The sequence below is a fragment of the Mycolicibacter acidiphilus genome (assembly GCF_018455725.1).
In the GTDB taxonomy this organism is placed as follows: Bacteria; Actinomycetota; Actinomycetes; order Mycobacteriales; family Mycobacteriaceae; genus Mycobacterium; species Mycobacterium acidiphilum.
The window spans coordinates 1-21,129 of record NZ_JAHCLR010000044.1; the positions used below are offsets into that span (position 1 = coordinate 1).

Genomic DNA, 21,129 nt, shown 5'->3' on the forward strand with positions numbered 1-21,129 from the left:
TGTCGGCACCTCGTTGCTACGACGCTATGACACCGCCGGCCTCTATGCTGGACCTTGATCAGACCGGCCCCGCGCCGTGGGTTCCGGTCTCCGGCCTCGACCCCGATGAGCTGTGGGAGATTGGCGAAAGGGTCTCGCATGCGATCAATGGCTGACCTGGCGATCGACGGTTGCTCAAATTGTTGAGACTTTTAATTCCAGTTGTGAATCGAGTAACCCCGACTCCACGTTCGAGTCGGTTTACTCATTGTGGACGATTTGACGACTTGGCCGTGCCTCTGGATGTGGGTTTAGTTTGCGAATAATCCAGTCGGCAACGCTCTCCAAAATCGATACTAGCTCAAGGACCCGTTTTTCCCCGACCCCCTCATTGTGTCCATGTGCGATCTTGTGTCGCCTATCTACTGCAAATGACAGAGCCCGGCGTAGCGACTGGTCGTCTTCGTCGATCCAGTCCTCAAATTCTTGTCGGAGGCTGAGATCCAATCGGCCAAGCGCGTTCAACAAATTATCGACAGTTGGATTTTGACTCTTGCTAAGATAGGAACTTGAGAAATTTCGGACTGTGCCATAACTTTTATGCCAGATATGCTCTCGATAGCATTCGAAAAATACCTGTTCAAGGTATCCAAATGCCCGCAGTAAGAGGAACCGTGTCAGCCAGATGTGTTCGTCGTCCGTCCTGCTGCCAGGGGGGTTTCGCACGGCTTCGGTGAGCGTATTCAGTTGTACTTCAAGGCTCCTTATGCCCAGCGGTGGCCACGCTGACGTGCTGGTCATTTAGTGTTGGAGGCCAAGTGTCGGCTGACGCCAGCCAGGCGTGCGCGAACATTCTCCTCGCTCGTCGTCGAGGATGCTGATGCCGTTAGAAGGCCCTGGTCCTTGCCGATTTCGCTAAGGGCAACCGCAAGGCGCCTGGGCTCCAATGGCGAGCCGTCGGCAATCTGACGCATGTAGCCAACTATGACCGATTCTAGGAGAGCCGTATTTACCCTCTGCCCTGCGCGACGGATGGCGTCGCGAACTCCGGCCGACTCTAGAGCGTCGGTAGCCTGAATGAAAAGCGACCGTATCTTCTCGGACGGAAAACTATCCAATGCCCTATGGTCACCCATAAACTTGTTCAGAAATTTCTTCAGCGGCGAAAAATATTCATTTGAACGAGTGTGCAATGCGATGACGCGCAGAATTACTTCTTGGTCGCGCAATCGAGGTGACAGTGGTCCGTAAATCTTTCGCCAAGATGGGACAGCGTTTAACTCTGTCAAATAACCGACAAACGGTCCGGAGTATAACGCTACGCGAATTTCATGGGGTGTGAGTTGAGTCCCTCCAGAGTTCAGTCTCTCGAACACCTGATATACAGCATCTAACGAACCGGGTGTACCATCCCCTCGCACGATAATTGTTTGAAAGAATGTGTTGTCTAAGGTTCGTCGTTGCGGTTCGCTGAGCGAGTCGTAGGTCAGTCCCTTGTACTCATCTGTCACATTTGTAAGAGCAAAGGGTTGGTCGCGATATGTTCCTGAGTAGAAGTATTGTAATGTGCGCAGCCGTTGCTGTCCGTCCAGCACTAGGTATCGTTTATCTGGCTGTTGAATTAGCATAATTGCAGGGATTGGATATCCAAGAAGTAGGGACTCTATAAATCGATCCATCTGAGGGCGACGCCATACAAAGCTCCGCTGAAACCCTGCCACATCGATGTCATCGTCCGAGCGACCAAAGTTTGGAATAACGATATCGCCACGATTTAGGCGACGAACCAGGCCCTCGACATCAAAGTCAGTGCCGGAATACACTATCGGCCCCGCTTCTGGCTCCGCGGCTTCTACCGCTTCGATTTCCTCGTCCGTTAACGTGAGAGGTTCGCTGGGATCTGAGTCAGAGTTCGAGACGGGTTCGGTCACACGAGGAGGGTACCTGGCGTGCAGGTGGTCGCGAGCACAGTTTTTGTGGCCCGGGTCTGCTGCACGGATAGGTGCAAGTTTGATCTCCCCTACTCATGCAGCAGGCCCGGCGTCAGGGCTCCCTGTCCAGCCACGCGCTGAACTCCACAGGCAGAACGACGTTTTCGGGTTTGCCAGCGAACAGCGGCGCGATCTGGTCGGGGCGGTAGTCGGCGATGCCGGTGCCGATCGGGGTGACCTGGAAGCGCAGCTCGGGGTGGGCGCGCGCATAGCCCAGGAAGGTGTCCACTTCGGCGGAGAGGGTGTCGAAGCCGCTCATGGTGTCGATGGCATAGGACTGACCGTGGTGGCCGTGGCCCTCACCCCAGACGGCGCCGAACTTCTGGAAGGCGTCGCGGGCGGCCCCGCCGTCGTGCAGGCCGTGCGCGTTGGAGCCGAAGACGAACACCTCGCCTGGTGCCAGTCGCTCGATACGACTGCTGGTCATGGAATCCATGATGCGCCGCTGGATCTGATTGAGCGCATCCAGGCGCACCCCGCGCGGCAGGGACTCGATCGCGTCCACCGCGACGGCGACGACCTCGCTCAGCGTCGGCCGCGCCGACGAGGACAGGCTGGGTGCAGGGGGCGGGGCCTCCGGTGTGCTGCTCACTAACGAGCCGCGCAGCTCCTCGGTGGCGAACAGGTCATCGAGGCCGACGCCGAGTGCACCGGCGATGGCGAGCTGCGTGGGGTGCGCGGCGGTGCGGTATCCGGTCTCGAGCTGCGAAAGGTAGGGGTAGGAGATGCCCGCCGCCTCGGCAAGCGTGTTGCGGTCCATGCCGAGCTCTTCGCGCCGACGCTTGATCCGCTCGCCGACGCCGGCGTCCCCCCGTCGGGGGAGATTCCCCCGACGGGGGGCGGGCCGGGTGGGTTCTGTCATGGCACCCAAAATATCAGTGGTTATGCCGACGGCATAACCACTGATGTGCACAGCGCGTCGTCAATCGGTATGCTGACGGCATTAACGAGATGACGCGGACCGCATAGGAGACGTGATGGCCACAACGACGACTCCGACCTTTCCCCTGCTGCACGTCGGCAGGGGCGCCCAGTACGGCGCGTTGACGCTGTTTCCGGTCTGGGCCGACGGTGGCGCCGCTACCGGTCTCGAGTGGGACCTGGGCGCCCTGAACGTCGGCGAACACGACGGTGGTGGGCAGGTGGATTCGTTGGCCGCGGTCAACTCCGGCGACAAGCCGGTGGTTCTCCTCGAAGGCGATCTGCTCGAAGGCGGCTGGCAGACAAGGATGATCGCCCGCTCGACCATCATCGGCCCGCACCAGACCGCCGATATCGCGACGCTTTGCGTTGAGCAAAGTCGATGGGAGTCCGGCGGCAACCGCAACCATCGTGCCAGAGGCCGTCGCGTCTCCGCCTCCCTGCGCGCTACCCGTGACCGCGCCTATCGCCAGGGCGAAGATCCCCAGCACGTGGTCTGGCACGGGATCGCCTCCCGCTACGAAACGAGCGTGCCGACGGCCACCAACTCCTTCGCCGACCACCTCGACCGCGTCACCCGCGAATACGCCGAGCGTCCGCTGCCGGCCAAGCCGCTGGCAGGCCAGCGCGGCGTGATCATCGGCATCGGCGGCCGGGTGCTCGGCATGGAGCTGCTGGCAACGCCCACCGCGCTCGCGAAACGCTGGACCGGCATCCTCGAGGCGGCGCGTTTCGACGCCGATGGCGCGCCGGCGGTGGCGACACCCGGTCAGCAGGCCCGTGACTTCGCCGTCAAGGTCGAGAGTGTGCGCGCAGCCGTCGCCTGCGAGTCGCCCGCTGTCGTGGCGCTTACGGCCGACCGCGCCGCAATGCATCTCAGCGGGATCGCGGCGCCGGAACCGGAACACTCGACCGATGGTGACTTCTGGCGCATCGTCCACTTCGCCGCCTACGACCGGGCGCATCCACTGCTCGCGGACGCATAAGCCGGCAACGCAGATCGCGCACACGGAGCGGCCAGGGCCGTGGCGCCGTCGCCTCCCCGATGCGAATCTCGTCTATTCGGCACAAGCCATACTGGATCGACCCGCAGTACCCTGGGTCCATGGCAGCGTTTGAGCGCATCACCATCGACCCGGAAATTGCCCACGGCCGTCCGGTGATTCGTGGGACTCGCATGCGCGTCGCCGACGTACTGGCGTTACTTGCAGCCGGGGCGTCCGAGCAGGAAATTGTGGCGGATTATCCGTATGTGACCGCCGAAGATGTCAAGGCGTGCCTGCAGTATGCAGCAGTGCAAGCTGACCATACGATCCTGACCACGTCATAGCCGGTGCGGTTCCTGATCGACGCGCAGCTGCCGCCGGCGCTCGCGCGCATGCTGACGGAGCACGGTCACACCGCCGAGCACGTTTGCGACATCGGGTTGGGCGGCGCGGCAGATCGAGCCCTCTGGGATTATGCGCTCGACCATGATGCTGCACTCGTCACAAAGGACGAGGATTTCTACGACATGCTCACGTTGAGTGATGCTTCACCGGTCATCGTGTGGGTCCGGGTCGGCAACACCCGGCGCCAAGAATTGCTCCGATGGTTCCAGCCGTTGATGGGTCGCATCGTCGAACTGGCGGCTGCCGGGAATCGGCTGATCGAACTGCGCTGAGCCGCGTGGTGGATGACAAGGCACGTCATGCCGGTGAACGGCTGCCGTGTCGGCCCGGTCGGCTAACCTGCCGGCCATGGACACCGGCGTCTACGAATCCCTGCTCACCGAGCACCTGCACGCCCAACTCGCCCGCCACACCGACCTGCAGCCGGACTTCGCCGCCGTCGACGAGGCCGAGCAGGCGTTGACGATCACGCGCTACCTGGCGCCGCTGATCGAGAGGTCGCTGCGTTCGGCGCGCACGGTCGAGGATCGCGCCGTCCTGACGCAGCGCATCCTGGACGTGCTTCCCGACACCCACACCGACGGCGCCACCCTGCACACCATCGACCCCGGTAAGATCACCCGCCTCGATGAGGTCCGCAAGACCGGCGCGTTGGGCAGCCACCGGCTTGTTCGCCCGGCCACCCCGTTCTCCGATGCGGCGCTGATGACCAACGGCCGCGGCGAGCCCACCCTGGCCGCCGAACTGCGGGCCGAACTTGCCAGCGCCGACGGGGTGGATCTGTTGTGCGCGTTCGTCAAATGGCAGGGCCTGCGGCTGCTGGAAAGCCAGCTCACCCAATTGCGCGACCGGGGAATTCCGCTACGGGTCATCACCACCACCTACCTGGGTGCCACCGACGCCCGCGCACTGGACGCCCTGGTCGACGAATTCGGCGCCGAGGTCCGGATCAACTACGAAACCAATCAGACCCGCCTGCACGCCAAGGCGTGGCTGCTGCGGCGCAACACCGGATTCGACACCGCCTACGTCGGATCCAGCAACCTGTCGCACGCCGCACTGGTCGACGGGCTGGAATGGAATGTGCGACTGTCGGCGATCGCCACTCCGCACCTGCTGGAAAAGTTCCGAGCCACCTTCGACTCCTACTGGGAGAGCAGAGAATTCGAGCCCTACCAGCCGGACGAAGACGGTGACCGGCTCCGCCAAGCCCTGCAGTCCGCATCCGGGAACCGCACGCGTGATCCGATGGCCGTCACCCTGTCCGGCCTGGAAGTGCGGGCGAAACCGTTTCAAGCCGAGATGCTCGAACAACTTGACGCCGAACGCACCCTGCATGATCGGCACCGCAACCTCATCGTCGCCGCCACCGGAACCGGCAAAACCGTTATGGCCGCCTTGGACTACCGCCGGCTGGCCCGCGAGATCCACGGCCGCGACCTCACCGTGCTGTTCGTCGCGCACCGCAAGGAAATCCTCACCCAAGCCCTGCGCATGTACCGGGAGGTCCTCACCGACGCCACCTTCGGCGAACTGCTGGTCGACAGTCAGCAGCCCACCGGGTGGCGGCACGTGTTCGCCAGTATCCAGTCGCTGTCGGGGAACCGGCTGGCCGACATCACGCCGGACCACTTCGACGTCGTTGTGGTCGATGAGTTCCACCACGCCGAGGCTGCGTCGTACCGCCGACTGCTCGACCATGTGCAGCCGATCGAACTGCTCGGGCTCACCGCCACACCGGAACGCGCCGACGGTGTCGACGTGCGCGCCTTCTTCGACGGCCGCATCGCCGCCGAACTGCGGCTGTGGGAAGCCCTCGAACAGAACCTGCTCTGCCCGTTTCACTACTTCGGCATCCACGACGGCACCGACCTCGAAGCGGTGCAATGGAAACGCGGCGGCTACGACCAGGCCGCGCTGAGCGGCGTGTACACCGGCAACGACGCGCGCACCCGCATCGTGCTCAAGCAATTGCGCGACAAGGTCGGTGACGTTGCGACCATGCGCGCGTTGGGGTTCTGCGTCAGCGTCGACCACGCCCACTACATGGCTGACCGCTTCAACGACGCCGGTATCCCCGCCGTGGCGGTCTCGGCGGAAACGTCGGCCGACCAGCGTCGTGCCGCGTTGGCCGCGTTGCGCAACCGCGACATCAATGTCATCTTCGCCGTCGACCTGTTCAACGAGGGCCTGGATATCCCCGAGGTCGACACCGTGCTGTTTCTGCGGCCCACCGAAAGCGCCACCGTCTTCTTGCAGCAGCTGGGGCGCGGTCTGCGGCTCACCCACGGCAAAACGGTGCTGACCGCACTGGATTTCGTCGGGCAGCAGCGCCGCGAGTTCCGCTTCGACCAACGCTTCCGGGCACTGACCGGCACCGGCGGCAAGGCGTTGCAGCACCAGGTGGAGGCGGGTTTTCCGTTCCTGCCGTCGGGCAGCCAGATCGTGCTCGACCGCGTCGCACACAAACTGGTGCTGGACAACATCAAACAGCAAGTTGCGCCCCGCTGGGCGGCGCTGGTCTCCGAGGTGCGAGCCCGCCCTGACGACCGGCTGGCCGGTTACCTCGACGCCTACGGTCGCAACCTGCCCGACATTGTGAAGAACAACCGATCCTGGACCACGCTCTGCCGCGACGCCGGAAAGCTGGCCTCCGACGCCGGGCCGCTGGAGACTGACCTGGTCAAACGTGTCCGCACCTTGGCCCACGCCGATGACCGGCTGCGCTGGGAGACCTACCAGGCCATCCTGGGTGGAGTGGTTGATCTGGGCAGCCCCGTGCAGCGCCGGCTGGCCGCGATGCTGTTCTACTCACTGTTCCCCAATGGCGGCGGATTCCCTGATGTCACAACCGGACTCAATGCCCTGGCCGGCGAACCGGTGGTCGACGAGATGCGCCAGGTCATCGACATCGCGTTCGATACCGCCAGGCGCACCACCTACTCACTCGGTGGTCTGGTCCCGGCGCTGGCGGAGGTGCCGCTGCAGGTGCACGCCACCTATTCGCGGGAAGAGATCCTGGCTGCGCTGGACCACGCCACCCAGAACCGCACACCCAGCACCATGCGCGAAGGAGTCGTGTGGCGCTCGGAAATCAACACCGACGCATTCCTGATCACGCTGAAGAAATCCGAGACCGACTACTCGCCGACCACCATGTACCGCGACTTCGCGCTCAGCGACAGGCTGTTTCACTGGGAGTCGCAATCCACTACCTCGGCGGCCTCACCCACCGGGCAGCGCTACATCCACCACCGCGACAACGGTTCGTACATCCTGCTGTTCGTCCGCGCCGCCAAGACCACCACGCTGGGTGCGTCGCCGTACGTGTTCCTCGGCCCTGCCGACTACGTCTCGCACGAGGGGGAGAAGCCGATGGCGATCACCTGGCGGCTGCACCAGCCGATGCCCGCGGAGGTGTTCCAGGCGTCGAGTGTGGCGGTGGCGTAGCGATCAGATCAATCGCTGTCGCACTGCGGACTGCCGGTGCGAGCCTTGCCGTCCTGCTCGGCTTCCGCCGCCGAGCGGCCGCCGGCCAGAAAGCCCGTCTTCGGTGTCGGGCTGAAGGGATCGACCCAACTTCGCAGGCCCGCCAGCGCCGCGGCGAACGCGATCGAGGCGGTGGAGCCGCTGTGGGTCCCGGCGAAGGCGCGTTGGCCGACTTCTCGGGCCGCCGCATCGATGGCGTCGCCCTCGACGTCGATGTCCGCCGACATCCTCGCCTGCAGGACCGCTTGTCGGGTGGGCTCGGCATCGCCAGTCATGAACCCGGCCCGGGCCAGCACCGACACCGAACTGGCTGGGCCGCTCCCGCTGAGCCGCAGTTCGCTCGGATCACCCAGGTGTGCAACCTCGCGCAGCACCTGCACCGTCTGCGCGGCAACCTTGTTGACCTTCTCCCGCGCGATGCCGATGGTCTCGCCGTCCTCGTCACTCCATGCCAGCGCGCCCATACCAAACCAGAGCCTGCCGGCGGCATCGCAGCGGAACTCCGCCAGCGGCGGCGCCACCGCCGACTTCCGGGAGATCGTGAAGACGTCCCGGGAGTGCACCATCCCCGCGAGGTATGCCGCGATGAAGGTCTGGAACGACCGCCACTGGTCATTCGAGGTGTACTCGCTCATGAAATCGCCTTCCTGTCGGTGCTTTCCGCGGTGCGGCGCTAGGCGCGATCCTCCGGTGCAGCAAGGCTGAACACGGTGCCGACGCCGTCGGTGCAGAGGCGCTCTTGCCCGCACCGGTTGATACGGACCGCTTCGTCATCCGAGCCACCCACGAGCGTGGGGTTGGCGTGCCGTCCAGTCGGAGCTTGGCGACGGCAACTCATGAAGCGACTTCAGGGTAGCGGCGAGCACCGACAAGTTCCGGTGACCATGCTCGCAGCGTCAGCCCGCCGGCCCAGCCCCAGAACCCGCATCCGACCCCTGCCCCAACGCCCGCACCTGACCCACCAGATCCCGCACCGTCGCGAGCGAGGGCTGCAGCTCGTAGGAGTGGTGGTGCATGGCGCGGCTCAACGCATTCCAGGCCCGTTGTGCCCGTTGACCGTCGTCGGAGCTTCCCAACGCCGTCAGCGCAACGAGCTTTGACCGGGTACTCGGGTAGGAGTGCGGCACCGTCGGCCACGACGCGCACTGCTGATCCAGCCAATCCTCCAGCGCGCAGCGCGCCAACAGCGCCGCCGTGCGCGGGCCGGCCGATCCGATCTGAACGTGCCCGGCCAGGATCTGGTCGGCATAGTCCAGCAGGGCGGTGCGGCTCGTCATTTGCTGCCGGCCCTCAGATCGCGGACGGCTCGACGCACATCGTTGACCGCTCCCTTGAAATCGCTGAAACCGTCGTGGATCCCCCTGTTGACCACCGCCATGGTCGCCCGACGTGCCTGGCCGCCCTGCTTCCACTTGTCCACTGCGACATCGTCATCGGGGTCGAGGGTGAGCGCCAGCGCGAGCCGTTTGCTTACTTTCTGCGCCTGATCCCAGGTGTCTTCGACTTCGCTGCGTGACGTGCCCTGCGCCAGCGCGCGTGCGGAGTACACGTCCCACGCGGTGACCTCGATCGCCTCGCGGCACAGCCGCGGAACCGCTCGGCGTTTGATCTCGACGGGTACCGCGCTATCGGCGGCGATCGCGAACGCATCGTCCAACAGCCGCAATGCCGGGTCGCTGGATTCCTGGACGTGTACTGCGGAGTTCAACCCGCGGCTCACCTCGATGATGCGGGCCGGTGTCCGCGATGACCGGATCGCCGACGGCAGCCGATCATCATGGGTCAAGACGATCACCTGACGGTCCTGCGCCAGCTGTGTCAGCACTTGCAGGAAACCGTCGATCTTCGACGGGTCCATCGCCTGGATCGGATCGTCGAGCACCAGGAACCGGAACGGACTCTGCGGCGAGGTGGCCCGCGGGATGAACACCGCCAGCGCCAGCGCCTGCAACTCACCCTGGCTCATCACGCCGAGCGCGGCGGTCTCGGTGCCGTCGACCGCCGCCAACAATTCCACGCGCCGGCTGGTGTTCTGCCCCTCCAACCGGATCCCGTCCAACTCGACGTTGCTCTCCTGGCGCAACGTCGCCCAGATCTGTTTCGCTCGGTCGGCCAGTGGCGCGATGCGTTCGTTGCGAAGTCGATCGGCGTTCTCCCGCAACCACTTCGATGCGTGCTGTGCTTCTTCGAGCTTCGGTGCTGCGTGCGCGGCCGCTTCTGCTTTGCCCACCCACTCGGCCAGTTGCAGTGCGACCGGCTCCCAGGCGGCCTGGCGCTGCGCGATCAGGGTCGCCGCCTGTTGTCGTAGCGCGGTGTAGTCGCGATCCAGTTCGGCGAACGTCGCCTCCACATGGTCTGCCAGTGCGACGTCGTCATCGACCGGCAGCTGCACGAAACGGTCGTAGGCATCGCGGGCGGCAGTCAGGTCGGTCAGTTCAGCGTCGGCTGCCGGCGGCCGTGCGACGGTGCGGACCAGGTCCGCCAACGCCGCCCGGGCTTGAGCTGTTGCGGCACGCGCCGCGGTCAGGGCCTGCGCGGCGCCGCGTTCGTGCTCGAGTGCTGTGCGCGCCGCGGCCGCCCAGTTGCTGTCCAGGTTGCCCTGCCCGCAGACCGGGCACTGCTGGTCACCGTGCTGTTCGTGGAAGGCCAAGCCCTGCTCCAGCAGCCGCGTCCGGTCAGCCGCCAGTGCGTCGGAGCGTTGGGCCTCGTCTCGTTCGGCGATGGCCGCCGCCCGCAGTGCCGCGACCTTCTGCGTTACATCGTCGACCGCCGGTGACGTCAGGTCCGCGGCTTGCTGCCAGGCGGGTGCGATGGTCGCGGCACTGCCCTCGGTGATCAGCGGACGCACCGCATCGAGATTCGGCTTGGTCTTCTTGACCTGCGCGAGCGCGACGGCAGCGCGCGGATCGGTGTGGGCCTCCAGCACCGGTTTGAGTGCGTCGCGGGCCTGCTTGAGTGCTGTCGACGGCTCCTTGAGCTGTCTGACCGCGACATCGAGACGCCCCAGTGCCGTCGTCAACTGTTCAAGGCCGAGCAGCTTGTGGAGTTGGTCGTAGAACTCACTGGGCCGACCCTCGAGGATGTGGCCGAGCTCGTCGTAGCTCAGCAGCGGCCGGTACATCTCCAGCGCGCCGCTCCAGCCGAGCACCTCGATGCTCTCCTGCCGCTGGCCGGCGCGTTGCACCCAGGTCTTCATCGCATCGACGCTCACGTCGGCGCCGGCAGGCCAGTCCACCCCGATCGTCGTCGTGCCGGACCCCTCCTCGGTGATGCCGATCCGGATCATGGCCGGCTCCCCGGCGTGCAGATTGCGCCAGTTCTGCGACCAGACCGCGGACCGGTTCTGCCAGCGGGAGTTGTGCCCGGTCAGTGCCAGCTCCAGCGCCTCGGCCAGCGTCGACTTGCCGGATCCGTTGCGGCCGGCGATCACGATCAGGCCCGGCCCGGGCAGCACCGGCACCGTCAATGCGGGGCCGATGCCCCGGAAGCCCTGCACCGAAAGCGATTCCAGGTAGGCCCCGACCGGCTCGACGGCATCCGTGGTGGCTGCGCTCAATGCGGCGACGAGCTCAGGGGAGGCCGCGGTGTCGCCGAGCACCTCCGCCAGATCGTCGGAGCTCTCCAGCGCCGCCAGCACGATGAGCTTGGACTGTTCGTGCAGGGCGGTGTCCTCGTCGGCCCGGCGCAGCACGTAATTCTTGAGCGGGTCGTCGGCCATCAGGCCCCTTTCGCTGGCATTCGGTGCTGCGGGTGGCGGCATCGCTATTGAAGCGCAGTTCGTCGGACGTGGTCGGCCAGGTCAGGTCGATGCAGCCCTGTCGATCTGCGCAACAAATCGCTGGACCGCTGCGGCGGCCTCATCGACTGTCCCGGCCAGTTCAAGATGGTCGAGCCCCTCCAGTGCGCGTGTGTAGATCGTTGGCCAGTGCGGCGGTACGGCGACTGTTGGTGGCCACGGCTGTTGCGTGCGCGTTTCGAATACTGCAATGCACGCGCTGCGAGTCTTCGCGACGTCAGCATCCGGCAGCAGCTCTTGGAGGAGCTGCAGATCCACCAGATCGTGCGCACGGTCGTTGACCTTGGGTTCGGCGAGCACGGCCGTCACCGCGTGCAGTTTCTGCGCAATCTGCCACGGGATGCTCATGCACGGTATGGCGACCGTCGCGGGTACGCCCACCAGACTGAGTGCGTCCGAGGTGAGCGTGTCGAACTGATCGGCGTTGCCGGCTTCGACGGTGGAGACTTCGATGGGAACGGAGGCGAAAGCCTGGCCACGGTAGCTCAGCTTGGCGGTGAATCGGAGCGGCTTGACGGGAATTCCGGGGACGTCGATCTCCTCTGGAACGGTGAAGACCGCGGTGAATCCCTCCCATCCGGTCTCGCCCGCATCGGCGAGCCGCTCGTAGATCGGCTCGACACCCTGGCGTGCGACTGCGTCGAAGTCCTTGGAGGTGCGCGAATCGGGGATGCCCCGGCGCAACTCCAACGACGATCCGCCCTTGACCAGTAGTAGCGGAGCCCCGATTTCGTCGGTGAGCGCGGCGGCGAACTGCGCCACCACGATCATCGCCACGTGACGCTGCAGGCGCCCGAACACAACACCCTGTCGGTCAGCAACCTGGACCAGCCGATCTCGCAGTGAGCGCAGGTTATTCGGTGCCGACGAGTAGGGCTTCGTCATACCGACGCTCGCCCCTGTCGGGTGCGCGATTCCTTGGCGCGCTCATCGAGCGCTGCGCGCAGTTCGGTCGCAGCCGCACGACGCACTGTGCCTGCAGCTTCGGCCTGCTCGATCGCGGCTCGGAGCTGGTAAGGGTCGGTGCCACTGGTCAGGCAGTCCTTGATGGTGCGCGCGGCGGTCGTCACCGGAATGCCGTCGATGGACGTGATGTCGGTTGGCTGGAGGTCGCGACGGTGTAATCGGTACAACTCACCCCCCGCCGCACGGGGATGGTTGTTTCGCGGGACGGTGAGATGGATACGTGAGGGGTTGACGTCGGCGAGCGCGTGCAGCGACAGAGCTGACTCATGCGAAATAACGCCGCGACCCTGGGCCCACGACACTGCGATCGCCAGATCGTCGTGTTCACCACGTGGCAACACGGGCACCCGGTAGACGCCACGCCCGGTGTGCTCAAGTCGGCCGCGAGCGGCCAGGATTCGGAGCTGCACCGGGTCGACACCGATATCTCGCGCGTCCCGTGTCGTGACGTACCCATGTTGTTCCGCGGCGAGCCCGACAAGCTGATCCCAGATCGCCATGTGCGTAATCGTATCAATTAGATACGATTGTGCACACAAGATCGGATCGCGGCGCTCGCCGCAGTGCCCACCTCAGCGGCCGTGCCGCGCGAACCGCATCGGGTTCCTCGGCATTCACCGTGCAGCTCCCGCCCACGCCTGGGCACGACGCAGTGCGGCCATCCGCCCCTGGCCCGTCGCGAGTTCTGCCAGCCGGCGTTGGTCGCTGCGTGGGTACAGGCTGATGATTGCGGCGGGAATGTCGGGTTCGGCATGGCCAAGCGCGGGCCGATGCGCAAGGTCGAGGATGGTCTGCTCGACGGTGGTCACCAGTGCCGGCCCCAGTGGCGTCTCGACTCGCTCGACATCCAGGGGGTCGCCATTGCGTTTGACGAACCGCACCACCGCTGCGCGATCGACGAGCCGAATCGGCCGATGTTGCTCGGGGACGGTGATGATCACGGCGGCCAGTGCTCGGGGGATCGCCCCGAGCACCCGCGCTGCGCTGACGCCCATGATGATTGCGTTCGCCGGTCCGTAGATGGACGAGGCGATGCCGGCGGCGGTTGCCTCCAGATTGGGCAGCCAGGGTCGACCGAGATGTTCCTGGGGCACGACGACGTAGTAGCCGTTGGCCGCACGATGCAGGACGCCGCGTGCCGCAAGGCGAGCGAACTCAGGGCCGGGGTACGGGTAGACGTCACCGGCATCTTGAGGGCGAACGGTGCGCAACGGCCTGCCGCCCAGACCGGCGGGCAGGGGAGTGCTTCGTCGCCCAGATGCAGCACTGTTGATCGTCATGATTGGTTTGATTTTAGGCTTATGGCCTATGAATTGCATATACAGCGTGAAGTTGGCGCCGATGGGTGCATCAGGACTAGTCGTCTAACCGCCTGCTGAACTCCGCCGGCAGAACCACGTTGTCGACTTCTGGCGCATCGTCCACCTCGCCGCCTACGACCAGGCGCATCCGCTGCTGGTGGGCGCATGAGCCTGCAACGTCGACTCGCCGGCCCAGCCCCATGACCGCCAGCCGGCTCCTGCCCCAGTGCCCGCACCTGCCTCGCAACCTGAATCCATGTCACCCGTCGATGCGATGATGCTGGCCGAGTTCTCCGGGAATGCGAAAGGTGCCAGGGAATGTCTGATCAATCCGACGAGTTCGGGTCGTCGCCGCATGTCGCTGAGGGACGCCGTCCTGTGCCCGTCTCGGCCACAACGCCGATCAGCCCGGTCGTACGCGCCGCGAACACCCTCACCGAGCGGTGGTGTGCCCACCTGGACGGCGGGGATGCGGTGGTTTCGGCGGCCGGGGTCTGGCCGCTGCTGGCACTGCTGTCTTCCGCAGCCGACGCGCCCGCCCGCGCCGAACTGACCGCGGCACTCGGGCGGCCGGCCGATTCGGCCCGGCGCGACGCCCTCGAACTGCTCGACATCCTCCGCACCGGCACGTCGACCGCCGCCGCACTGGGCATCTGGGCGCACAACGATGTTCCGGTGCACGAGGATTGGGCGGCGCAGCTGCCCGATGGTGTGGTGGGGGAGTTGTCCGGCCGGGAGGCGCTCGACTCGTGGGCGTCGGATGAGACCGGCGGGTTGATCGACCGCTTTCCGCTCGACATCGACGCCGACACGATGCTGGTCGTCGCCTCCGCGCTCGCCGCCCGGGTGCGCTGGCGTACACCGTTTAACAGCTACCCGCGCGATGATGACGACGCCTCGGATGAGCCGGGCCGACAGTGGCTTTCGCGCACCACGTTCGACCTGGCTGCTGCCGCGGTACTCGACGACACGGTGACCCGGGTGGTGGTCGAAGGCGACGGCGACCTCGACGTGCATCTGCTGCTCGGCGACGGGCAGCCCGCCGATGTGCTTGCCACCGGGCTGCGGGAACTGTGCGGTGCGGCCCGGGTCGTGCCGGCCGCCGACCTCGACGGTGTCGCTGCGCCCGGCATGCGGGTCAGTCGCACGGAATCCGTCAACCCGGACGACGAGTTGCGGTTGACATTACCGTCGTTCGAGATCAGCGCCCAGCATGACCTGCTGGCGCATCGCAACCTGTTCGGACTCGGCTTGCTGACCGATTCCGGTACATCGCATCTGCCGCTGCTCAGCACGATGCCGCTGTACGTGCAGCGTGGTGCCCAGGATGTGCTGGCCCGGTTCTTCGCTGAAGGCTTCGAGGCCGGCGCCGTCACCGCGTTCGGAATCTGTTGCACCGGTGTACTACCGCCGGAGATGTACCAGGTGATGACGGTTGACGTCACCTTCGACCGTCCGTTCGGTTTCCTCGCGGTACATCGCCCTAGTCGCCTCGCGGTGGTCGCGGGCTGGGTCGCCAGTCCGTTCCCGTCGGCGTAGGCGGGCGTGTTGGGCGGCGCCGTCAGGCCGGTGCCGTCCCGCCCTGCGCGTCGATCACGCGCTGAATCAGTTCGGCGATGTGCTGCTGACCGGCGGCGGCCAGGTCGAATTTGGTGCGCATCTCGGTGAAGCCGCCGATCATCTCCTGCCGCAGGCTGGTTGCGCCCTGCTGCATGTCGATCAGGTCTTCGCGCAACGCGTTGAAACTGGCGATCGTGGCACGACGGAAGTCCCGGACCTCGTTGCCGAGCTCGCCGACGTCACGGTCGGCCCCACCGGCCAGCACGCGAGCCGCGGCCGCATCCTGCTCGCTGGCCCGGCCCCGCTCGCGCAGTTCGCGCACCTGCTCTTCCAGGGCGGTGACCCGTGGCTCGAGGTTCTCCGGTTGCATGCTGGCAGCGTACGCCGGACGCATGGGCCGGCAAGTCAGCCGTGGGCACGCCGATCCACTACCGTCGTCGGCGTGGCGAGCGACAACGCGGACATTCGGCGCCTCGTCAACGAGGCGCTGGCAGATCTCTCCCTGGATGAGATCCGGACACTGACCCAACAGTTGCTGAACACCGCGCCGCCGATCCAGGATCTGATTGCTGCGACCAAGCCAGCGTCACGTCGCCGGCCGCGCCGCAAGAAGCCGGTGACGCTGCGGGTCCGGGTGGACCTGTCCGACACCAAGCCCAAGGTCTGGCGGCGGCTGGAATTGGCGTCGGATCTGATGCTCGACGAGGTTCACCGAATCATCCAGACCGCATTCGGCTGGACCGACTCGCACCTGCACCAGTTCGGCAGCGGGCCGTCGTATTACAGCCCGCAGACCGAGTACTACCTGTGCCCGTTCATGGTCGACGAGGGCGAGCGCGGGGTGCCGGAGGATCAGGTGCGCCTTGATGAGCTGCTCGTCGACGTCGGCGACAAACTGTTCTACCTCTACGATTTCGGCGACAGCTGGCGGCACGTGATCCGGCTGGAAGCCGTCCTGGCCCGTGATGAGTCCGCACCGCGGGCCGTCTGCACCGGCGGACGCGGCCCCGCGCCGGCCGAGGACTGCGGCGGGGTCGGCGGTTATGCGCTGCTGGTTGCGGCCACCGATCCACACCACCGCGACCATGCCGCCGCCCGCGCCGAGTACGCCGAGATCTTCGGGGCGGACGTCGACCCGCGCTGCTGGGCGCCGACCCCGTTCGACCTCGACCAGATCAATCGCGAACTGGCCGGTGGTGGCGGCACGGCGGTCGATGTCGATACGGCCGACGCGGCGATCCGGCCCTACCTGTGGCTGTTGCATCGGGTCGGTGACGACGGCATCAAACTCACCCAGGCCGGTTACCTTCCGCCGGTCGATGTGTACGCCGCGTTCACCGAGCTCGGGTTCGATGCGCACTGGATCGGCGCCGGCAACCGCGAGGACCTCACCTATCCGGTGTGGGAGCTGCGTCAGTCTGCTCAGCGCATCGGGCTGCTGCGCAAGTATCGGGGGCGGCTGCTGGCGACTGCTCGCGGCCGAGCGCTGCGCGACGATGCGGTCGGGTTGCGGCGGTACATCGCCGAGCAGGCGCCGGGAGCGGTTGGGTGACGACGCGGTTGACGTCGCACGAACTCGATCTCTCGACCGAGACGAGATTCCGTATTACGATAATCGGTATGGCTGGCGAGACGATCAACGGGGTTCCCGCTACCGAGGAATCGATCCAGGGCTGGGTGAATGAGGCTGAGGCCGGCTACAGCGTGGACAAACTCCGCAAGCGCGGTAGGCCGACGGTAGGGGAAGGCCCCGGTGTGGTGATTCCGGTACGAATGGACGCCGCGCTGCTGGAGGCGTTGAATGCCCGTGCCGAGCAAGCGCAGGTGTCGCGATCCGAGGCGATCCGTGAAGCAGTGCGGGCCTGGGTCGACGTTGCGTGAAGGCGCACAAGTCAGCGCTCAGGCATGGCATCAGCGAGGGCGACGGCGTTTATGCCGCCGAACATCACGTCTACATCGCCGACCTGGACGATGACAGCCCTGCGCGCCAGTTCCGCCTTGGTTTCGATCGCAACGGCCGACTCCTCGAACTGGTCGTGCTGTGCTTCGACAGCGGCAACGAACTGCTCATCCATGCCATGAAGGCACGCCCGCAGTATCTCGACCTCCTAACCTGACCTCCGGGCATCACCTGTTTTCCGCTGTCAGACGGGCGCGCAACCGATCCGCTGCAGGGCGCGGCGGTGACGTCCCCAACGCCACCTATCAACGGATGTACAAGGAGGCCCACGATGGGTAAAAGCATCGAGCAGACCCTCAACGAGGAGGCTGCCCTCGCCGAGGCCACCAAGGATGACCTCGATGTGGCGATTCCCTCGCACGTGAAGATCAGCCGTGGCGGCCCGCGCACGCGGGTATTGCAGGTCCGGTTGAACGACGACGAGCTGGCGGGCCTTGAGGAATGGGCCGACAAGCGTGGTCTTCCGGCATCGACGCTGGTCCGCGAGATGATCCTCAATGTTCTGCAGCCCGTTCCGGCGCAGGCAGCCGCTCGCCAACGGCTGGTCGGAGAATTTCAGGACTATCTTGATCGGCTGTACACCGCCGACCGGCTGTGATTCCCGAAATTCCGCACCCGTCGATCCCGGTTTTACGCAGCGTTCAATCTCGATAGTCCGCACCCGGTGATGCCCCAGCTCGGTCAGGGCATTACGTGTCGGCCTCATCGGCTACCCTGCCGGCCATGGACCTCGGCGTCTATGAATCCCTGCTCACCGAGCAGCTGCACGCCCAACTCGTAGCGCACACCGACCTGCACGCCGACCTCGCCGCCGTCGACGACGCCGAGCAGGCGTTGAGCATCGCCCGCTACCTGGCACCGATCATCGAACGCACGTTGCGCGCCACCCGCACCGTCGAGGACCGGGTTGCCCTGGCGCACCGCATCCTCGACGTGCTGCCCGCCGCCGACGGCGCCACCCTGCACACGATCGAGCCCGGGAAAGTCACCCGCCTCGATGAGGTGCGCCGCGCAACGGCGCTGGGCGCCAGCAGACTTCCGCGCCCGGCCACCCCGTTCTCCGATGCCGCGCTGATGACTAACGCCCGCAACGAACCCACCCTGGCCGCCGAACTGCGCGCCGAACTCGGCAGCGCCGACCGGGTGGATCTGCTGTGCGCGTTCGTCAAATGGCAGGGCCTGCGGCTGCTGGAAAAAGAACTCACCGAGCTGCGGGAGCGCGGAATTCCGCTGCGGGTCATCACCACCACCTACCTCGGGGCCACCGACGCCCGCGCCCTGGACGCGCTGGTGAACGAGTTCGGCGCCGACGTGCGGATCAACTACGACACCACCATCACCCGACTGCACGCCAAGGCCTGGCTGCTGCGGCGCAACACCGGCTTTCACACCGCCTACGTCGGCTCCAGCAACCTGTCGCACGCCGCCCTGGTCGACGGCCTGGAATGGAACGTGCGCCTCTCGGCGATCGGCACCCCGCACCTGCTGGAGAAGTTCCGGGCCACCTTCGACTCCTACTGGGAGAACCGTGATTTCGAGCCCTACCACCCTGACCAGGATGGTGACAGGCTGCGCCAAGCCCTGCAGACCGCATCCGGGGACCGCAAGCGTGACCCGCTGGCCGTCACCCTGTCCGGCCTTGAAGTGCGCGCCAAACCGTTTCAAGCCGAGATGCTCGAACAACTCGATGCCGAACGCACCCTGCATGATCGGCACCACAACCTGATCGTCGCCGCCACCGGCACCGGCAAAACCGTGATGGCGGCCCTGGACTACCGTCGACTGGCCCGCGATATCCACGGCCGCGATCTCACCGTGCTGTTCGTCGCGCACCGCAAGGAAATCCTCACCCAAGCCCTGCGCATGTACCGGGAAGTCCTCACCGACGCCACCTTCGGCGAGCTCCTCGTCGACGGCCAGCAGCCGGCCCGGTGGCGGCACGTGTTCGCCAGTATCCAGTCGCTGTCGGCGAACCGGCTGGCCGACATCGCGCCGGACCACTTCGACGTCGTCGTGGTCGATGAGTTCCACCACGCTGAAGCCGCGTCGTACCGCCGACTGCTCGACCATGTGCAGCCGATCGAACTGCTCGGCCTGACCGCCACCCCCGAACGCGCCGACGGCGTCGACGTGCGTGCCTTCTTCGACGGGCGGATCGCCGCCGAACTGCGACTGTGGGAAGCCCTCGAACAGAACCTGCTCTGCCCGTTCCACTACTTCGGCATCCACGACGGCACCGACCTGGAAGCGGTGCAGTGGAAACGCGGCGGCTACGACCAGGCCGCGCTGAGTGGCGTCTACACCGGAAACGACGCCCGCACCCGCATCGTGCTCAAGCAACTGCGGGACAAGGTCGGCGACGTTGCGGCCATGCGGGCGTTGGGGTTCTGCGTCAGCGTCGACCACGCCCGCTACATGGCCGACCGGTTCAACGACGCTGGCATCCCCGCCCTGGCCGTCTCCGCCGAGACATCCGCCGATCAGCGTCGGGCCGCGCTGGCCGCGCTGCGCAACCGTGACGTCAACGTCATCTTCGCCGTCGACCTGTTCAACGAGGGCCTCGATATCCCCGAGGTCGACACCGTGCTGTTCCTGCGGCCCACCGAAAGCGCCACCGTCTTCTTGCAGCAGCTGGGGCGCGGACTGCGGCTCACCCACGGCAAAACCGTGCTCACCGCACTGGACTTCGTCGGGCAGCAGCGCCGGGAATTCCGCTTCGACCAACGCTTCCGGGCACTGACCGGCACCGGCGGCAAAGCGCTGCAACACCAGGTCGAGCAGGGCTTTCCATTCCTGCCGTCGGGCAGCCAGATCGTGCTTGACCGCGTCGCGCAGAAACTGGTGCTGGACAACATCAAAGGGCAGGTTTCACCGCGCTGGGCGGCGCTGGTCTCCGAGCTGCGGGCCCACCCCGACGGCCGGCTGGCCGGTTACCTCGACGCCTACGGGCGCAGCCTGCCCGACATCCTGAAAAATAACCGGTCCTGGACCACGCTGTGCCGCGACGCCGGCAAACTGACTTCCGACGCCGGGCCGTGGGAAACCGATCTGGTCAAACGCGTCCGCGCCCTGGCGCACGCCGACGACCGGCTGCGCTGGGAGACCTACCGGGCGATCCTCGACGGAACGGTTGATCTGGGCAGCCCGATGCAGCGGCGGCTGGCGGCGATGCTGTTCTACTCACTGTTCCCTGGCGGCGGCGGATTCCCCGATGTCGCAACCGGACTCAACGCGCTGGCCGGCGAAGCGATAGTCGACGAGCTGCGCCAGGTCGTCGACATCGCCTTCGACACCGCCAGGCGCACCACCTACTCACTCGGTGGTCTGGTCCCGACGCTGGCTGAGGTTCCGCTGCAGGTGCACGCCACCTACTCGCGCGAAGAGATCCTGGCCTCGCTGGACCACGCCACCCAGAACCGCACGCCCAGCACCATGCGCGAGGGTGTGGTGTGGCGCCCGGAGTTGAACATCGACGCGTTCTTGATCACGCTGAAGAAATCCGAGACCGACTACTCGCCGACCACCATGTACCGCGACTTCGCACTGAGCGACCGGTTGTTTCACTGGGAGTCACAATCCACCACCTCGGTGGCATCCCCGACCGGGCAGCGTTACATCCACCACCGCGAAAACGGTTCGTACATCCTGCTGTTCGTCCGCGCCGCCAAAGCCACCGCGCTGGGTGCGTCGCCGTATGTGTTCCTCGGCCCAGCCGACTACGTCTCGCACGAGGGGGAGAAGCCGATGGCGATCACCTGGCGGCTGTACCAGCCGA

20 protein-coding genes and 1 riboswitch are annotated in these 21,129 nt (G+C 65.8%); of the genes, 10 read left to right on the forward strand and 10 right to left on the reverse strand.

Going from position 1 to position 21,129, the window contains the following annotated elements:
- Nucleotides 1-240: 240 nt before the first annotated feature.
- The 3 genes from KIH27_RS23320 to KIH27_RS17880 form a co-directional block, all read right to left on the reverse strand.
- Nucleotides 241-780 (reverse strand): HEPN domain-containing protein, encoded by a 540-nt coding sequence (locus KIH27_RS23320; RefSeq protein ID WP_214094315.1) that lies wholly within the window; start codon nucleotides 778-780, stop codon nucleotides 241-243.
- Complete coding sequence (locus tag KIH27_RS17875) at nucleotides 777-1,910, reverse strand: DUF262 domain-containing protein (protein ID WP_214094316.1); 1,134 nt, start codon at nucleotides 1,908-1,910, stop codon at nucleotides 777-779. Before KIH27_RS17875 ends, KIH27_RS23320 begins: the two co-directional genes overlap by 4 nt.
- A gap of 112 nt (nucleotides 1,911-2,022) precedes the next feature.
- Complete coding sequence (locus KIH27_RS17880) at nucleotides 2,023-2,832, reverse strand: A1S_2505 family phage non-structural protein (protein ID WP_284144772.1); 810 nt, start codon at nucleotides 2,830-2,832, stop codon at nucleotides 2,023-2,025.
- A 115-nt stretch (nucleotides 2,833-2,947) separates the two neighbouring features.
- Between KIH27_RS17880 and KIH27_RS17885 the strand changes: the two genes are divergently transcribed.
- From KIH27_RS17885 to KIH27_RS17900, 4 genes are all read left to right on the forward strand, one after another.
- Nucleotides 2,948-3,877 (forward strand): ARPP-1 family domain-containing protein, encoded by a 930-nt coding sequence (locus KIH27_RS17885; protein WP_214094318.1) that lies wholly within the window; start codon nucleotides 2,948-2,950, stop codon nucleotides 3,875-3,877.
- A 119-nt stretch (nucleotides 3,878-3,996) separates the two neighbouring features.
- The gene (locus tag KIH27_RS17890; RefSeq protein WP_214094319.1) at nucleotides 3,997-4,221 is read left to right on the forward strand and encodes a DUF433 domain-containing protein; all 225 of its coding nucleotides are present in this window, start codon (nucleotides 3,997-3,999) and stop codon (nucleotides 4,219-4,221) included.
- 3 nt (nucleotides 4,222-4,224) lie between these two features.
- On the forward strand, nucleotides 4,225-4,554 hold the full coding sequence (locus KIH27_RS17895) for a DUF5615 family PIN-like protein (RefSeq protein WP_214094320.1): 330 nt from the start codon (nucleotides 4,225-4,227) through the stop codon (nucleotides 4,552-4,554).
- 76 nt (nucleotides 4,555-4,630) lie between these two features.
- On the forward strand, nucleotides 4,631-7,732 hold the full coding sequence (locus KIH27_RS17900) for a DEAD/DEAH box helicase (protein ID WP_214094321.1): 3,102 nt from the start codon (nucleotides 4,631-4,633) through the stop codon (nucleotides 7,730-7,732).
- Between the two features lie 8 nt (nucleotides 7,733-7,740).
- Here the strand turns inward: KIH27_RS17900 and KIH27_RS17905 are convergent, their stop codons facing one another.
- The 6 genes from KIH27_RS17905 to KIH27_RS17930 all read right to left on the reverse strand — a co-directional run bounded on the left by KIH27_RS17905 (nucleotide 7,741) and on the right by KIH27_RS17930 (nucleotide 13,813).
- Entirely contained in the window at nucleotides 7,741-8,406 is a 666-nt protein-coding gene (locus KIH27_RS17905; RefSeq protein ID WP_214094322.1) for a TY-Chap domain-containing protein, read from the reverse strand.
- Between the two features lie 95 nt (nucleotides 8,407-8,501).
- Nucleotides 8,502-8,613, reverse strand: a riboswitch (SAM riboswitch).
- A 54-nt stretch (nucleotides 8,614-8,667) separates the two neighbouring features.
- The gene (locus KIH27_RS17910) at nucleotides 8,668-9,048 is read right to left on the reverse strand and encodes a hypothetical protein (protein ID WP_214094323.1); all 381 of its coding nucleotides are present in this window, start codon (nucleotides 9,046-9,048) and stop codon (nucleotides 8,668-8,670) included.
- Nucleotides 9,045-11,489, reverse strand: a complete 2,445-nt coding sequence (locus KIH27_RS17915) for an AAA family ATPase (protein WP_214094324.1) — start codon at nucleotides 11,487-11,489, stop codon at nucleotides 9,045-9,047. Before KIH27_RS17915 ends, KIH27_RS17910 begins: the two co-directional genes overlap by 4 nt.
- 81 nt (nucleotides 11,490-11,570) lie before the next feature.
- Nucleotides 11,571-12,452: a nucleotidyl transferase AbiEii/AbiGii toxin family protein gene (locus tag KIH27_RS17920; RefSeq protein ID WP_214094325.1), complete on the reverse strand. Its 882-nt coding sequence runs from the start codon at nucleotides 12,450-12,452 to the stop codon at nucleotides 11,571-11,573.
- The gene (locus tag KIH27_RS17925) at nucleotides 12,449-13,072 is read right to left on the reverse strand and encodes a type IV toxin-antitoxin system AbiEi family antitoxin domain-containing protein (protein WP_214094326.1); all 624 of its coding nucleotides are present in this window, start codon (nucleotides 13,070-13,072) and stop codon (nucleotides 12,449-12,451) included. The genes KIH27_RS17920 and KIH27_RS17925 overlap by 4 nt, the downstream gene beginning before the upstream one ends.
- 75 nt (nucleotides 13,073-13,147) lie before the next feature.
- Entirely contained in the window at nucleotides 13,148-13,813 is a 666-nt protein-coding gene (locus KIH27_RS17930; protein WP_214094327.1) for a type IV toxin-antitoxin system AbiEi family antitoxin domain-containing protein, read from the reverse strand.
- Between the two features lie 339 nt (nucleotides 13,814-14,152).
- On the opposite strand from KIH27_RS17930, the gene KIH27_RS17935 reads away from it, so the two are divergent.
- Nucleotides 14,153-15,373, forward strand: a complete 1,221-nt coding sequence (locus tag KIH27_RS17935; protein WP_214094328.1) for a serpin family protein — start codon at nucleotides 14,153-14,155, stop codon at nucleotides 15,371-15,373.
- Between the two features lie 22 nt (nucleotides 15,374-15,395).
- Here KIH27_RS17935 and KIH27_RS17940 read toward each other — a convergent pair whose 3' ends face one another.
- Entirely contained in the window at nucleotides 15,396-15,764 is a 369-nt protein-coding gene (locus KIH27_RS17940; RefSeq protein ID WP_214094329.1) for a hypothetical protein, read from the reverse strand.
- Between the two features lie 72 nt (nucleotides 15,765-15,836).
- Here KIH27_RS17940 and KIH27_RS17945 point away from each other — a divergent pair, with 72 nt between their 5' ends.
- The 5 genes from KIH27_RS17945 to KIH27_RS17965 all read left to right on the forward strand — a co-directional run.
- The gene (locus KIH27_RS17945) at nucleotides 15,837-16,946 is read left to right on the forward strand and encodes a plasmid pRiA4b ORF-3 family protein (protein WP_214094330.1); all 1,110 of its coding nucleotides are present in this window, start codon (nucleotides 15,837-15,839) and stop codon (nucleotides 16,944-16,946) included.
- Between the two features lie 68 nt (nucleotides 16,947-17,014).
- Nucleotides 17,015-17,275, forward strand: a complete 261-nt coding sequence (locus tag KIH27_RS17950) for a ribbon-helix-helix domain-containing protein (protein ID WP_214094331.1) — start codon at nucleotides 17,015-17,017, stop codon at nucleotides 17,273-17,275.
- Nucleotides 17,272-17,511, forward strand: coding sequence for a toxin (locus KIH27_RS17955; RefSeq protein ID WP_214094332.1), 240 nt, complete (start codon nucleotides 17,272-17,274; stop codon nucleotides 17,509-17,511). The genes KIH27_RS17950 and KIH27_RS17955 overlap by 4 nt, the downstream gene beginning before the upstream one ends.
- A gap of 114 nt (nucleotides 17,512-17,625) precedes the next feature.
- Nucleotides 17,626-17,952 (forward strand): ribbon-helix-helix protein, CopG family, encoded by a 327-nt coding sequence (locus KIH27_RS17960; protein WP_214094333.1) that lies wholly within the window; start codon nucleotides 17,626-17,628, stop codon nucleotides 17,950-17,952.
- 125 nt (nucleotides 17,953-18,077) lie between these two features.
- Nucleotides 18,078-21,129 (forward strand): DEAD/DEAH box helicase (locus KIH27_RS17965; RefSeq protein ID WP_214094334.1); only part of this gene is annotated, 3,052 nt, incomplete at its 3' end.